This window comes from Halorubrum sp. C191 (assembly GCF_002727095.1).
Taxonomy (GTDB): domain Archaea; phylum Halobacteriota; class Halobacteria; order Halobacteriales; family Haloferacaceae; genus Halorubrum; species Halorubrum ezzemoulense.
On sequence record NZ_NHNZ01000110.1, the window covers coordinates 35,627 to 50,094 of the forward strand.

13 protein-coding genes are annotated in these 14,468 nt (G+C 70.6%); 4 read left to right on the forward strand and 9 right to left on the reverse strand.

Features of this window, described 5'->3' with window-relative positions:
* Positions 1-77 precede the first annotated feature (77 nt).
* The 8 genes from Z052_RS10930 to glpA all read right to left on the reverse strand — a co-directional run bounded on the left by Z052_RS10930 (position 78) and on the right by glpA (position 9,165).
* Positions 78-563: an aminoacyl-tRNA deacylase gene (locus Z052_RS10930; protein ID WP_086220561.1), complete on the reverse strand. Its 486-nt coding sequence runs from the start codon at positions 561-563 to the stop codon at positions 78-80.
* Positions 564-723: 160 nt separating this feature from the next.
* Positions 724-1,449 (reverse strand): ribosome assembly factor SBDS, encoded by a 726-nt coding sequence (locus tag Z052_RS10935; protein WP_094579642.1) that lies wholly within the window; start codon positions 1,447-1,449, stop codon positions 724-726.
* 98 nt (positions 1,450-1,547) lie between these two features.
* Positions 1,548-1,748, reverse strand: a complete 201-nt coding sequence (locus tag Z052_RS10940; protein WP_049929846.1) for a hypothetical protein — start codon at positions 1,746-1,748, stop codon at positions 1,548-1,550.
* Positions 1,749-1,840: 92 nt separating this feature from the next.
* Positions 1,841-3,247 (reverse strand): CRTAC1 family protein, encoded by a 1,407-nt coding sequence (locus Z052_RS10945; protein ID WP_094519532.1) that lies wholly within the window; start codon positions 3,245-3,247, stop codon positions 1,841-1,843.
* A gap of 80 nt (positions 3,248-3,327) precedes the next feature.
* A complete protein-coding gene (locus tag Z052_RS10950) occupies positions 3,328-4,320 on the reverse strand; it encodes a hypothetical protein (protein WP_049929843.1) in 993 nt (330 codons plus the stop codon).
* Between the two features lie 128 nt (positions 4,321-4,448).
* Positions 4,449-5,957 carry an anaerobic glycerol-3-phosphate dehydrogenase subunit C gene (locus Z052_RS10955; RefSeq protein WP_086215701.1) on the reverse strand — a complete coding sequence of 503 codons (1,509 nt, stop codon included), beginning with the start codon at positions 5,955-5,957 and terminating at the stop codon, positions 4,449-4,451.
* Complete coding sequence (gene glpB, locus Z052_RS10960; protein ID WP_094519531.1) at positions 5,954-7,333, reverse strand: glycerol-3-phosphate dehydrogenase subunit GlpB; 1,380 nt, start codon at positions 7,331-7,333, stop codon at positions 5,954-5,956. The genes Z052_RS10955 and glpB overlap by 4 nt, the downstream gene beginning before the upstream one ends.
* A complete protein-coding gene (gene glpA / locus Z052_RS10965) occupies positions 7,333-9,165 on the reverse strand; it encodes an anaerobic glycerol-3-phosphate dehydrogenase subunit GlpA (RefSeq protein ID WP_086215703.1) in 1,833 nt (610 codons plus the stop codon). The genes glpB and glpA overlap by 1 nt, the downstream gene beginning before the upstream one ends.
* A gap of 380 nt (positions 9,166-9,545) precedes the next feature.
* On the opposite strand from glpA, the gene glpK reads away from it, so the two are divergent.
* Both glpK and Z052_RS10975 read left to right on the forward strand, forming a co-directional pair.
* Entirely contained in the window at positions 9,546-11,084 is a 1,539-nt protein-coding gene (gene glpK, locus Z052_RS10970) for a glycerol kinase GlpK (RefSeq protein ID WP_049929837.1), read from the forward strand.
* On the forward strand, positions 11,085-12,251 hold the full coding sequence (locus tag Z052_RS10975; protein ID WP_094519530.1) for a hypothetical protein: 1,167 nt from the start codon (positions 11,085-11,087) through the stop codon (positions 12,249-12,251).
* 113 nt (positions 12,252-12,364) lie between these two features.
* On the opposite strand, the gene Z052_RS10980 is transcribed toward Z052_RS10975, so the two are convergent.
* Positions 12,365-12,763: a hypothetical protein gene (locus tag Z052_RS10980; protein ID WP_094519529.1), complete on the reverse strand. Its 399-nt coding sequence runs from the start codon at positions 12,761-12,763 to the stop codon at positions 12,365-12,367.
* A gap of 160 nt (positions 12,764-12,923) precedes the next feature.
* On the opposite strand from Z052_RS10980, the gene Z052_RS10985 reads away from it, so the two are divergent.
* Both Z052_RS10985 and Z052_RS10990 read left to right on the forward strand, forming a co-directional pair.
* Positions 12,924-13,127, forward strand: a complete 204-nt coding sequence (locus tag Z052_RS10985; protein WP_049929833.1) for a hypothetical protein — start codon at positions 12,924-12,926, stop codon at positions 13,125-13,127.
* A gap of 94 nt (positions 13,128-13,221) precedes the next feature.
* Positions 13,222-14,394, forward strand: coding sequence for a Cdc6/Cdc18 family protein (locus Z052_RS10990; protein ID WP_049929831.1), 1,173 nt, complete (start codon positions 13,222-13,224; stop codon positions 14,392-14,394).
* Positions 14,395-14,468: the final 74 nt, after the last annotated feature.

The following is a 14,468-nucleotide window of genomic DNA, read 5'->3' on the forward strand; positions in this document are numbered from 1 at the left end:
ATAATCTCGCCCCCGAAACCGACCGTCGATTAACAACGCCGGAGTCGGAGCGGCGTCGGGCCCGGCGCGACGCCGCCTCATTCGGTGAGGTCGACGACCGCGGCGTCCGCGAGGTCGGCGAGCGTCTCGGGGTCGACCGCGAACACCGCGCTCGGTGTCCCGGCGGCGCCGTACACGGTGTCGTACTCGGCGAGCGTCGGGTCGAACACCGTCGGGAGCGCGGCTTCGTGGCCGATCGGCGGCACGCCGCCGATGCTCCAGCCGACGACCTCGCGGATGCGCCCCGGGTCGCCCATCTCGGCGTCGTCGGCGTCGAAGTGGTCGGCGACGGCGTCGAGGTCAAGCCGGTTCGCGCCGCTCGTGATCGCGGCGACGAGGCTTCCGTCTCGGTCGCCGCCGGAGAGCGAGACGACGATCGTCGACGCGATCGCGCCCGTCTCGCGGTCGAGCGCGTCGGCCGCCGCGGCCGCCGTCTCCGTGCCGGCGTCGAACTCCAGCACGTCGATTTCGACGCCGTACCGCTCCCGAGCCCGCCGTTCGAACTCCGCCGCGCGTGGGTGCATGCGATACGAGACCGCGCCCCGCGGACATCAACCTCTCGGAGGCGGTGAAACTGCGGCGACGGGCAGAGTCGCGGTCCGCGTCGTGGTCGGTGTCGCGAGCGCGGTCGGCGTTGCGGTCGCTCTCCGGGCGCGGTCGCCGTCGCCGGGCCGTCAGGACCCGTTACCGGGTCCGGAGTTCGTCTTTGTCCTTGATCACGCGGGCGTCGCCCTCGCCCGAGGTGATCTCGTTGACGAGGTCGTAGAGGTCGTTCTGGAGCCCGGCCGGGAAGGTGAGTACCCCAACCCAGGAGCCGTCGTTCTGCCACTCCTCGCGCTCAAGGTCGCCGAACTCCCGGATCTGCGCCTGTCCGGACCCCGCGTAGTCGGCCGGGAGCTGGACCGCCATCGTCACCTCCTCGAACCGGATCGGGATCACCGGTCGCAGCGCGTCGAGCGCGTCGTCGACCTGGTTCTCTACCGCTTCCATCGGGTCGATCTGGAACCCGGCCTCATCCAGCGCGCGCTCGATCCGCTCGGGCGGGTGCGGCGAGTCGTCCATCTGCGGGTTCACGGCGTTGCGCGTGATGGTGGTCACCAGCTGATTGTGCTTCCGCTCTTGCATCTCCGCGCGCTGCTCGGCGGTGATCTGTATCTCCCCGCGCTCGACGACCTCCGGAATGATCGAGAGCGGATCAGTGGTGCCGAAGACGGTCTCTAAATCCTCCTCTGCCGGTCGGTCGCCCCGCGAGGCGTTCTCGAAGACGTCCTCCGCGGCGATGACCTCCTCTAAGTCACCGTCGAACTCGCCGCGCTTGATCGCGAGCGCGGCGTCGGGGTCGATCAGGACCTCGAAGCGCTCCCCGTGTGACTCCAGTCGGGCCGTCACGGCCTCGTCGAGCGATATCATACCGGACGCTACCACCCCCGCGGGCAAAAAGCCTCCCGCCGCCGTCTTCGCCGCAATGAACCGCGGCGTCCGGTCGCGGCGCCCCCGCGCCGACCCGGCTACCCTCCCGCAGACGGCCGCTCGTCGTCCCACTCCTCGCGGCACGACTCCGAGCAGAAGTGTCGGTGGACGATGTCGTCGCCGTCGACCCACGTGATCGTTCGACGACCGCTCCCCAGCGCCGGCTGGCCGCACGTGGCGCACCCGGGCGCGGACTCCTCGTCGACGTCCTCCTCGAGGTCCGAGGTCGGATCTACCATACCTCCCCGTACGTCCGGGGGCACTTGAACCCGCGAAGGGCGGCAGTTCTGGCCACGACGACGCCCGACCCTCGGCGGGACGGGTCCGGCAGCTACCGCCTCGTTCGCGCGTCGCGGTCGGTCGCCCTGCGCGACGGGTGTTCGACGGTGATCTCTCGGTCGGGGCTCGGCCCGACGACGGTCCGCTCGCGGCCGTCGGGCCACCGCACGTCCACGCGCAGCGGCTTCGCGCCGCCGAGCCCGAAGTGCGCGACCGGCTCCGTCTGACAGAGGCAGCCGCCGCCCGCGTCGATCGCCCGCCGCTGGACGCCGTCGGCAGTCTCCAGCGTGACGACCGCGCCGCGCGCCGGCGCGCCCTGCCGCGTCGTCGGGCGCACGCGGAGCCAGCCGGCGTCGGGCGCGTCCGTGGCGCCGTACACCGTCACCGGCTGCGCGGCGACCTCGCCGTGGACGACGAGGAGTTCGAGGGCCCCGTCGCCGTCGACGTCGGCCGCGACCGCGCCGGTGCCGAACCCGTCCGGCTCCGCGGCCGGCCCGGGCGGGACGGGCTCCCACCCCGGCGGCTCGCCCGGGCGGTCGACGCGCTCGAACAGCCGGTTCTCCGCGCCGCAGACGTTGAAGAAGAGCTCCTCGCGCCCGTCGTTGTCGAAGTCCGCGGCGACGACCGTCCGGACCGCGCCCACCTCGCGGAGCGGGGCGGGGGCCACGTCGTCGTAGCCGCCCGCCGGCGAACAGCGCAGGAGGCGGCTGGGCGCGGCCTCGTTGCCGACCGCGAGCGCGAACGTCCCGCCCTCGTCGACGACCGCCGCGCCGCGGGTGTCGCCGCTGGGATCGGAGAGGGCGGGACCGCCGTCCGTGCGGTCGTAGTGGCCGTCGCGGTTGCTGAACAGCCGGTTCGGTCCCCCCTCGACGCCCGCGAACAGGTCGCCCTCGCGGGAGCGGTACGGGACCGCGAGCAGCGACCGACAGCCGCCGTCGACCTCCAGCCCGACCGCCTCGGCCATGTCGGTCACCTCGCCGTCGTCGCCGAGCTCGTAGAACGCGAGCGGGGCGGCGTAGCCCGAGACCGCGACGCCGTACCGGCCGGTCCCCAGTCGGTCGAGCGCCGCGACCGACCGGCCCGCGCGGACGTCGAGGCGGTCGGCGTTCACCTCCCGCGCGAACACGTCGGTCCAGCGGTACCGGTCGGCCTCCAGTCGGCTCAAGAGGAGGTCGGGGTCGCCGCCGTCGACGCCGCGCGCGCAGTTGTGAACGTACACCTCCTCGCAGCCGTCGGCGTCGAGGTCGGCCGCGCACACGCCCATCCCGTGGCGCGTCCCGTCGGCGACGATCCCGCAGGCGGTGTCGACGTAGCGGCCGTCCTTCCGGGCGTACAGCCGATTCGGCTCGCCGTAGCCGGCGACGAAGACGAGCGGTCCGTCGCGGCCGGGCGTCACCGCGACCCCGTATCCGCGCATCGGGCGTCCGTCGTCGAGGAGACCGGACCGCTCCGTGAACATGGCCGCCCGTCACCGCTCCGAGAATATGAACGCACGGGTTGGATACGAGCGGCTCCCGCGGTGAGAAATGGTAACCGAGGCTATAGGTTCCGCTCGATGTACCGGTTCACCCGCGATATCCGGTCGGCGTCGAACGTCCATAGCCCGCGCCAGACTCGCGGCTCCGTCTCGACCGCGAGGAGTCCGACGCCGCCCTCGACACCGCGCTTGAGGTCGCTACTCGGGTCGCTCGCGGCCGAGTGCGGTCCCTCCGGCGGCCGGTACACCACGAACCAGCTATCTGTGAAGTCCGGGTCGTTCCCGGCGTGGATCACGGCGTCGAGGTCCGCCGGGAGCCTGTCGGGGACCCCGTAGAGGTGCGTGTCGACGGCGGTCTCGGTGACGCGCTCGTAGACGTTCCGCGTGCCGACCTCGTCGTCGATCCGCGAGAGCCGCTGGAACGACGAGCGCAGGGTGCCGTCGCCGGCGGCCCACGCCGCGCGCTCGATGAACCGCGAGATGGTGATGAGGAGCAGCTTCTGTCGGTTCGATTCGGGATACCCGCGGAGCGTGAACGTCGCGTCGCCGAGGCCGCTTATCACCGACGGGAGATCGACGTCGCCGAGGGACCGGCTGCCGGTGACGTACAGGTCCGAGTTGACGAAGAGCACCGCGTCGCCGAGTTCGGCGAGCGTCGAGCCGGCGACCACCTCGCCGCCCTCCATGAGCAGCACGAGGTTCTCGATCTCGTCGGGGTCGCCGCCGTCGAACGGAACGTCGTCGTGGCGGCGAAGCACCTCGACATCGAGGGAGGGGACGGTCCCGGTGTCATCGTCGAGCACGCCGGTCGTCGCCAGTTCTCGGGCGGTGAGACCGTGCGTCCGCTCGCCGCTCGCGGCTCCGGCTGGCCCCGCGCCGTCGGTGACTCGTCGATCGCCCGAGCCGGTGATCACGCGGCCGTCGACCACTCCCACCGCGTCGTCGCCGAACGTGTCCACGAGCATGTTCAGCACGGGGTCCGGGTCGGTCCGGTTGACGATGACGACGGAGCGCTCGGGGCCGTCGAAGCGATCGAGAAACTGTTCGAGTGTCACGTGTACCGGTGTGGGCGTGTCCTCCTCATAAGGATTCTCGCACAGTTATCGCGTCCGATAACCACCGGTGAGCGGGGAAACCGCGACGTGCCGAGTCGGGTCCGGCGCGGGGGCGGAGCGACGGGACCTTACGCTCCCAGCGCGTCCTCGAGCAGCTGGAGCGGGTGTTCGATCTCGTAGCCGGTCCCGTGTTCCATCTGCATCGCGCAGGTCGGGCACTCGGTCATCCCGACCTCGCCCTCGGCGTCCTCCATGTGCTCGAACATCTCCGCGCCGATCTCCATCGACTTCTCGTACTTCTCCTCCTTCCAGCCGTAGGTGCCGGAGATGCCGGAACAGGAGTCGCCGACGTCCTCCATCTTCACGCCGTCGACGTCGCGGAACGTCTCGACTGCCTGCCGGGAGAGCCCCTGATTCCGGGCGTGACACGGCGCGTGATACGCGAAGGCGCGCTCGTCGTCGAGCCCGCCGGCCTCGTCGAGCGCCTCCTCTAGGTCCTCGTGGATGCGGAGGTACTCCAGCGCCTCGAAGGTGTGCTCGGCGACGTCGTCGATCCCGTGGAGGTCGAACAGCTCGGGGTACTCCTGGCGCAGCGACAGCGAACAGGAGGTACAGGAGGCGATCACGTCCGCGCCGTCGGCGATGGCCTCGACGAGGTTCTCGACGTTCGTCTCCGCGTGGCGGCGGGCGTCCTTCAGCATCCCGTTCGCGAACATCGGCGTGCCCGAGCACTTCTGGGGCGGGACCATCACCTCGTAGCCGAAGTGCTCGTAGACTGAGACCAACGCCTTGCCGACCTCGGGCGTGTTGTAGTTGGAGTAGCAGCCGTGGAAGTACGCCACGCGCTTGTCGGGGTTCTCCACCTGTGCGCCGCCGCGCGCCTTCCACCACTCGCGGAACGTCTCCGTGGCGAACTCGGGGAAGTCGCGCTCCTTCGGGATCCCCATAACCTTCTCCATCGCCCACCGCGCGGGGCCGAAGTTCATCGCGAACGATGCGGTCCGGGGGAACATACTCGCGAGGCTCGCCGAGGTGCGGTAGTTCGCTAACACCCGATTCCGGATGTACTCGACGGAGAGCTTCTCCATCTGGCGCTCGACGAACTGCCCGCGGGCCTCGTTGTGCATCTGGGAGAGCGGCACTCCCGAGGGGCAGGCGTCGTCACAGCGCATACAGTTCGAACAGGAGGTGATCGACTCGTCGATGTCGTGGTCGTCCTTCCGTTTGAGCCGCCACTGCTCGGGGCCCTGGAACTTCGGCCCGGGGAACTCGTCGTCGACCTCAGCCACCGGGCAGGAGGTATCGCAGCTCGTACACTTGTAACAGGAGTCGGCCCCCTCGCGGAGGTCGAGGTCGCCGCCGGGGAACACGTCGACCGGGTCGTACGCGTCCGGGTCGAGCTCGGTCGAATCCGCTCCGGCCGAGGCGCTTTCGACGCCGCCGTCGGTTGCGGCGCGGTCGCCCGCGGTCGCGTCCGTCTCCGCGACTTCCCCCTCGTCGGGGACGAACACCGACGGCTGCTCGTCGCGGCCGGACTCCGGGACGCCCGGCGTCGGCCCCTCGTAGCCGCCGTCGCTCGACTCGGTCGCCTCGTTCGACTCCCCCGCGTCTCCGTCGTCGTCCGTGTGTCGTGTCATTGGTTCGCCTCCGTCGCCGCCTGTCGCCCGGCCGCGAGGCCGGTCGCAAGCGACACCCCGCTCGCGGACTTCTCCCGCGCCGCGTCCGCGCCGCCGACGACGCCGCCGGCCGCGAACACGTTCTCGTACTGTACCGTTCCCTCGGCGTCCGTGGGGCGACACCGCTCGTCGGGCCGGACCCCGAACCGCGCGTACGGCTGGTCGCCGAACGCGTCGTCGACGAACCACTCGTACCGGTCGTCCGGCTGGTCGACGTGGAGGTCGAGGACGGGCTCCCGGACCCCCTCCCGGTCGGAGTCGAGCCCCTTCCCGACGAGCCCGCCGGTCGCTAGCACGAACGCGTCGGCGCCGTACGGCGCCGTGCGACCCTTCCGATCGACCGCGACCGTCTCCACGCGACCGTCGGTCGCGGACTCGACGCCCACGACGGGGTTCCCGGTCTCGAACCGGACGCCCTCGGCGTCGAGCGCGTCGAACAGGCGGTCTTCGAGCCGCAGGCCGGGGAGGCTCGGCGGGCCCATCGGGATCTCGAACACGTCGGCGCCGAGCCGGTCAGCGAGTTCTTCGCGGACCTCCTCGCCCCGGTCGTCGCCCAGGAACGCGGGGAAGCCGACCCGCTCGACGCGGTCGACGCCGCCTGCCTCGTCGACCACGTCGTGGAGGTGCGGCGCGACCGCCTTCGCGAGCGCCTCGCGGGCAGGGACGCCGTCTATCTCCTCGTCGTGGTCGAGCGCCTTCGCGAGCCGGGTGATCTTCGCGTCGGCGCGGAACGCCTCCGCGAACTCGACCTCCGCGCCCGCGGCGTCGAACGGCACGCCCGCGGCCTCGAGCCGCCCCGCGAAGGCGCGCGCGTCGTACTCCGTGAGCGACCGGAACCCGACGACCAGCATCGGGCGGTCGTCGCTCGCGAGCCCCGCCTCGGCGGCCGCGGGGTAGCGCGCCGTCGGCTTCACCGCGCCGCCGAACGTCGGGACGAGGGCGTTGCGGTCGGTGTGGCCGCCGCGGTACGCGTCGCCCGCGAGGTCGTCGAAGAGGTCGAGCCCCTCCCGGAGCGCGTCGCTCCCGACGACCCGATACGGGTGCGACTCGGGGAGCCGGTCGATCCCCTCGAACGGGTCGGCGAGCGGCCCCTCCGGGTCCGGCCACTCGTCGCGGTCGAGGTTCCGGCCCGCGGTCGGCGGCCCGTCCCGGAGCGGCTTCGCGGGCTCGGTCGCCGGGACGTAGCCGAGCGCGTCGATCAGCCCGGAGGCCTGCCGCAGCGTGCTCGACTTGTGCGAGACGAGCCGCACGTCCGCGCCCTCGCGGGCGGCCGAAACCGCGGCCGTGATCGCGGCGAGGCCGCCGCCGATCACGAGCACGTCGCTGTTTATCGCCATCAGCGCCCTCCGTCGGTGGCCGCGTCGTCACTTGCGCGGCCCCCGTCGGTCGCCGCGTCGTCGCTTGCGCGACCCCCGTCGGTCGCCGCGTCGTCGCTTGCGCGGCCACCGTCCGCGGCCGCGGTCCCTGTGTCGCCGCCGGAGCCGTCGGCGCCCGGCGCGTCGGCGCCCGCGTCGAACGCGCCGAAGTCCACCTCGCCGTCGAGGTTCGCGGGGTCGCCGTCGCGGTTCATCGTGGTCGCGTGGAGCAGGTGGTTCAGCATCGCCTGCGAGAGCTGTTCGCCCCACAGCGCGTGGCGCTGGCCCTTCCAGCGCTCCTGGTACAGCTCGTCTTCCGCGTCGCGGACGACCGGCTCGGGGTACTCCTCGGCGAGCTCCGACGCGATGCGGTGCGTACAGAAGCCGCCCTGGCAGTTCCCCATCGAGGCGCGGGTCCGCAGCCGGACCGCGTTGAGGTCGGAGCCGGCGTCGTCGACAGCGTCCTGGACCTCCGCGCGGGTCACGCTCTCGCAGTTACAGACGATCGGGTTCGGGTCGTACTCGTCGAGCACGTCGTCGGCCCGGGAGCCGAGCCGCTGGCCCGAGCGCCGCGCGACGGGCGACCGGAGCCCGAACTCGTCCATCAGCTCCTCCATGCGCGCCGGGTCTTCGGAGCCCGGCAGCGGCGCCTCGGCGGTGTCGCAGGTCGCCTCGTGGCCGAGCGTCTCGCAGACGTGGTCGGAGATGGACTCGGCCATCATCCGGTAGGTGGTGAGCTTCCCGCCGACGATGGTCGTCATCCCCGGAAGGTCGTCGCGGTCGCCGTGGTCGAGGAGGAAGTAGTCGCGCGTGATGTCGGTCGGGTCCTCGGTGCCGGTCCCCGGGGGCTCGTACAGCGGGCGGACCCCCCAGAACGAGCGGAGCGTGCGGGCGTCTTCGAGCGCCGGCACGAGCTCCGAGAGCGTCTCGATCATCAGGTCGACCTCCCAGTCCTCCTCGGGGTAGTCCTCGGGGTCGTCGACCTCCTCGTCGGTCGTGCCGAGGATACAGGCGGTCTCGTGGGGGACGATGATGTCGGCGTCGCCCTTCGGCCGACAGCGGTTGATCACGGTGTCGACCTGCCGGGTGTTCATCACTGTCATCACGCCCTTCGAGGGGCGCACCTCCACGTCGACGCCGGCCATCTCGCCGACGTTCCCCGCCCACGCGCCGGTCGCGTTGACGACGTGCCGCGCGCGGATCTCCTCGGTCGTCCCCGGCTCGCGGTGGACGCGCTTCCCCGGTCCCGTCTCGTGTTCGATCTCGACGCCGACGACCTCGCCGTCCTCGACGAGCACGTCGGTCACCGGTGCGTGGGTCTCGATTCGCGCGCCATGCTCGCGGGCGTCCGCGGCGTTCGACACGCAGAGCCGGAACGGGTCGATCGCGCCGTCTGGTAAGGCGATCGCCTTCTCGACGTCGCGCGCGAGGTACGGCTCGCGACGGCGCGCCTCCTCGCCGTCGATCACCTCGGCGGGAATGTTACACGCCTTACATCCCTCCAGCTTCTCCTGGAAGTACTCCTCGGAGTCCTCGGGTCGCTTGACGAACATTCCCCCCGTCTCCTCGACGCAGTGGGCCGCGATGTCGCGGAGAACTCGGTTCTCCTCGATACACTCCTCCGCGCTCTTCTGGTCCGAGACCGCGTAGCGGCCCCCGCTGTGGAGGAGCCCGTGCATCCGTCCGGTCGTGCCGTGCGTCAGGTTCCCCTTCTCGACGAGGACCGCGTCGAGCCCCCGTCGCGCCAGGTCCCTGACGACGCCGCACCCCGTCGAGCCCCCACCGACGACGACGACGTCCACTTGTCTGTCCATGCGAGCCACTTGGACCCCGACCACTTTACTTTACCTCCCGAGGTGCCCCACCCATAACTATCACGGATATTCAAGTAGTGTAATCCCTGCCAGCGCCGATTTATTTATATACTAGACTTTTTCATTCGCGCCGATGTCCGGATTTCAACAGGAAGATTATTATGGTAGTACATTATGTTCACGATCGGCGTGGTAGCTTCCGTGAAGATATGTCGCGGCGGCGGCGGTGCGTCTTCCGGCCGTTTCGGTCCGGCTCCGGACGGGTCGGCCTCGACGGTCGGACGCCGTGACGGCGAACGCGACCCCGGATGCGCCCTCGACGACGAGGCCGAGCCGGTCGCCGACGCACGCGGACCAGCGCCACAGGAGGGATCCACAACATGACACAGTACGTCGGTGCGATAGACCAGGGGACGACCGGGACTCGATTCATGGTGTTCGACCATGAGGGCCAGGTCGTCGCGAACGCCTACGAACAGCACGAACAGATCTACCCGAACCCGGGCTGGGTCGAACACGACCCGATCGAGATCTGGGAGAACACCCAAGAAGTCGTCCTCGACGGGCTCGCCGAGGCCGGGCTCGACGCCGATCAGCTCGAGGCCATCGGCATCACCAATCAGCGCGAGACGACCATCGTCTGGGACAAAGACTCCGGACGGCCGGTCCACAACGCGCTGGTGTGGCAGGACCGTCGGACGACCGACCGCGTCGAGGAGCTACAAGAGGACGAGAAGGTCGAGGAGATCCGCGAGAAGACCGGCCTCGAGGCCGACGCGTACTTCTCGGCGACCAAGACCGAGTGGATCCTCGACAACGCGGAGCCGCTCAAGATGCAGAGCTCGCGCGGCGGCGACCTCCGCGACCGCGCTCGCGCAGGCGAACTCGTGATGGGCACCATCGACTCGTGGCTCATCTACAACCTGACGGGCAACCACATCACGGACGTCACGAACGCCTCCCGGACGATGCTGTACAACATCCGGGAACTGGAGTGGGACGACGAGCTCTTAGACGAGTTCGACGTGCCCAAGGAGATGGTGCCCGAGGTACGCCCCTCCTCCGACGAGGACTACTACGGCCACACGGACGCCGACGGCTTCCTCGGCGAGGAGGTCCCGGTTGCCGGCGCGCTCGGTGACCAGCAGGCCGCGCTGTTCGGCCAGACCTGCTTCGACGAGGGCGACGCGAAGAACACCTACGGCACCGGCTCGTTCTACCTGATGAACACCGGGACCGACGCCGTCGAGTCCGACCACGGACTGCTGACGACGATCGGGTTCCAGATGTCAGGCGAGCCCGTCCAGTACGCGCTCGAAGGGTCCATCTTCATCACCGGCGCCGCCATCGAGTGGCTCGAGGACGTCGACCTGATCAACAACGCGGCACAGACCGCGGAGCTGGCGCGCTCGGTCGACTCGACCGACGGCGTCTACATGGTCCCGGCGTTCACGGGACTCGGCGCGCCGCACTGGGACGGCCGCGCACGCGGGACCATCGTCGGGATGACCCGCGGCACGAGCAAGGAGCACATCGTCCGGGCGACGCTCGAATCGATCGCCTACCAGACCCGCGACATCGCCGAGGCCATGGAGGCCGACTCCGGCGTGGAGACCACGACGCTCCGCGTCGACGGCGGCGCGGTGAAGAACAACTTCCTCTGTCAGCTCCAGTCCGACATCATCCAGACCGACATCGCGCGGCCCGAGGTCGACGAGACCACCGCGCTCGGCTCGGCGTACGCCGCCGGGCTCGCGGTCGGCTACTGGGACAACGTCGACGAGCTGCGCGACAACTGGCAGATCGACCGCGAGTTCACGCCCGAGAAGGACCAGGCCGATGTCGACAAACTCTACGGCCGCTGGGACGACGCGGTCGAGCGCTCGAAGAACTGGGCGATCGACGAGGAGGACGAATAGATGAGCGTCGAACTGCTGCCGGAACTGGCCGTCACGGCCGACACCGTGCTACAGGTCGGCTACGACCCGGGCGCGCCGACCGACGTGATCCAGAGCCTGACCAATCCAGCGATCCTTCTCGGGGCGCTCGCGGGCGGCGCCTTCGGGGCGGCGCTCGGCGCCCTGCCGGCGTTCATCTTCACGGGCTTCCTCGTGATCGGCGGGTCGCTCGGCGGCGGTGGATTCGGCGTGGACGTCGGGTTCGGTCCCGTCTTCGGCCCGCATATCTCCTTCGCGGGAGGTGTCGCGGCCGCCGGTTACGCTGCCAACAAGGGCTATATGGAGTCCGGATTCGACTACCACAACGCGAAGGACATCGGCTTCGCGCTGGGGAGTAAACCCGACATCCTCGCCGTGGGGGCCGTCTTCGGCGTCTTCGGCGTCCTCATCGAGCAGCTCTCCCGGCAGCTGGCGATCCCGGTCGACCCGATCCCGGTGAGCATCGTCATCAGCGCCCTCGTCGTTCGGGCGGTGTTCGGATACAGCATCGTCGGCAAGGTGAGCGACAAAGCGAACGGCTACTTCGACATGGGGCCGTTCGAGCGCGAGCAGATGCGCGAGCCCGGCGAAGTGGTGGGCGACGGCGGCAAGGCCAGCGAGGACCGCCTCGCCGTCGAGCCGTGGCTGCCGAACATGTACAAGTGGTCGCACGTCGCGGCGATCGGCTTCTTCGCCGGTCTCGCCTCGGCCGTCATCACGTACAACATGATCACCGGCGGGCACGGCCTCATCGCCGTGTTCGCCGGCTTCGGGATCAGTGCCGGGTCGCTGCTGTTCCTGAACCTCGGCGTCGACCGGATCCCGGTCACCCACCACATGACGCTGGCGGGGTCGACCGCCTTCCTCTCCGTGTGGCAGGGAGGCATCACGACGCTCACGGACCTCTCGGCGGCCGACCTGACCGCGCCGCTGGCGTTCGGCGCCGCGCCCGCGCTGCTGTTCGGCGCGCTGTTCGGCGTGTTCGCCGCGGTCGTCGGTGAGGCGTCGCAGCGCGTGTTCTACGCGCACTCCGACACGCACTTCGACCCGCCGGCGGCCGCCATCGTGGTCTGGTCGCTGACGCTCGGCCTGCTCGTCATCGCCGGACTGCTCAACTGGGCCGTCTGGATCCCCGGCACGGGGATCTAACGCGTCCTCACTTTCGGCAGGGGTCTTTTATTATGGCACATCGCTCATCCGCGGTCGGTCGGAATCGCCCGGACAGCGACCGGTGTCTCGGTGACGGCGCCCCGGTGCGACCGTCAGTCCGGGAGCAACGCGGAGAAGGCGAGGAACGCGCCGGCGGCGACCGCGGACGCGGCGACGGCGACCGTCGTCACCTCGACGCCGAGGTACCGGGCGACCAGGGCGAGCGCGCCCGCCAGAACGAGCGCGACTCCGACCGCGCCGTGGTGGTAGCGCCCCGCAGTCGGCTGGTCGGCGACCGCCGCCGAGTCGCGGTCGACGAAGATCCGGGCGCCCCACCACACCGAGCCGAACCGGGCGCCGATCCCGATCGCGGCGGCGGCGATCGAGACGAACTCGATGTCGCCGACGGTGAACATGCCGGCACCGAACGCGGCCACGGTCGTCAGGACGGCGACAACTTTGCTCCGGTCGTCGACCGTGTGGAGCGCCTCCACGCCCGGGTCGTTCGACATACCAGTCGTAGTTCGCCCGACGCTGGTATAGGTTTCCATCGGGCGAGTCCCGCGCTCGCTCCCGCGACCGCGGTCGGCGCCGTCGAGGGCGCGCGTCCGGTGAGCCCTCGCCACGGAGCGAACGTGGGGTATTTAATCACCGCGCCGAGGAGGTGGTGGTATGTTGGACCGGCTCGGGCTCGACCGGCGGGATCGGCGGAACCTCCTCGTCGTGATGGCAGTCGTCGCGGCCGTGACGGCGGTGGTCTCGGCGGGAACGATCTCCGTTCGGCTCGTCGTCGGCGTGATAGCCGGCCTCATCAGCGGAGTCGTCTTTGTCGTCTCCACGGCGCTCATCAACCGATACAAACCCGAACACTGGTAACGGGCCGGTCGGCGCGCCGAACCCGCCCGACCGCGCCGCCGCGCGCGCTCCGCGAGTCGCGACAGTTTTGTTCGGCGATCACGGAGGGGGGCCCGTGAACATCGACGACCGGATCGAGCGACGGCTCGGCTACGACGCGGGCATGAGCGTTCTCGCCGACTTCGAGGCCGTCTCCCCGGTCACCCACGTCGACTCGCCGGTCGGCCGCGGCCCGGCTATCGAGCGCCTGCTCGACGTGTTCGAGCCCGCGTTCTCCGGGTCGCTCCCGCCGAGCGTCTACGTGTACGGCCCGAAGGGGAGCGGGAAGTCCGCCGTCGTCTCCTCGCTGTTCGACCGGCTCGCGGCGCACAGCGGCCCCCGTCGGGCCATCCAGACGACGACGCGGGCGGTCGAACCGACGATCCCCGGGTTCGTCTACGTCGACGCCCGGCGGGCGTCGACCCGCTTCCGACTGTACCACGCGATGCTGGCCGCCATGAGCGACGACTCCGTTCCCGACCACGGGATCGGGACCGAGGAGCTGGCCGCCTCCCTGCGCGACGCGATGCGCACCGGTCCGGACCTCGTCGTCGCTGTCGACCACGCGAACGAGGCCGAGACGCCGACGGCGGCGACGCTGATCGACTGGCTGAACGACGTGGGCGAGCGGCTCGTCCCCGCGTTCCTCGGCCGCGATCCGCCGGACGCGATCGGCTGGGAGCCGGAGACGACCGTCGAGTTCGCGAAGTACCGCCGACACGTGCTCGTCGAGCTGCTGACGAGCCGGTGCTCGACGGGGCTCGGCCGAGACGCGCTCAGCCACGACCAGATCCGCGAGGTCGTCGAGTGGGCCGCGGGCGACGCCCACGACGCCCTCGCGGCCGTGATGGGCGCGGCGGTCAACGCGGAGCGGTCGGGGGCGTCGACGATCCGATCCGGCGACGTCGACGCCGGCGTCGACGGCGTTCCCCGGCCCTGCGTGGCGCTGGGGCGTGTGCTCGCGCTCCCCGAGAGCCGCCAGCGGCTCCTCTACGAGCTCGCCGGGCTCTCCGAGGACGAGCGCTCGACCGTCGGCGTGGCGACGGAGACCATCGCGGCGCGCTCGGGCGTCGACCTCTCGGCGTCGACGGTCAGGCGCGTGCTCTACGAGCTGGCCGACGCCGGCCTGCTCGAACGAGTCACCGTCCGCGAGACCGACGGTAAGGGCCGACCGCCGAGCCGGCTCGTCCCGCTGTTCCCGACGGTCGTCTTCAGCGAGCTGTTCGACCGTCGCACCCGCTCCGGGTAGGCGCCGCGCGGGCGGCCGCCGTCCGGTCCGCCCTGCCTCCGTTCGAACGGAAGACAGTTGTCGCCGTGCCGCCG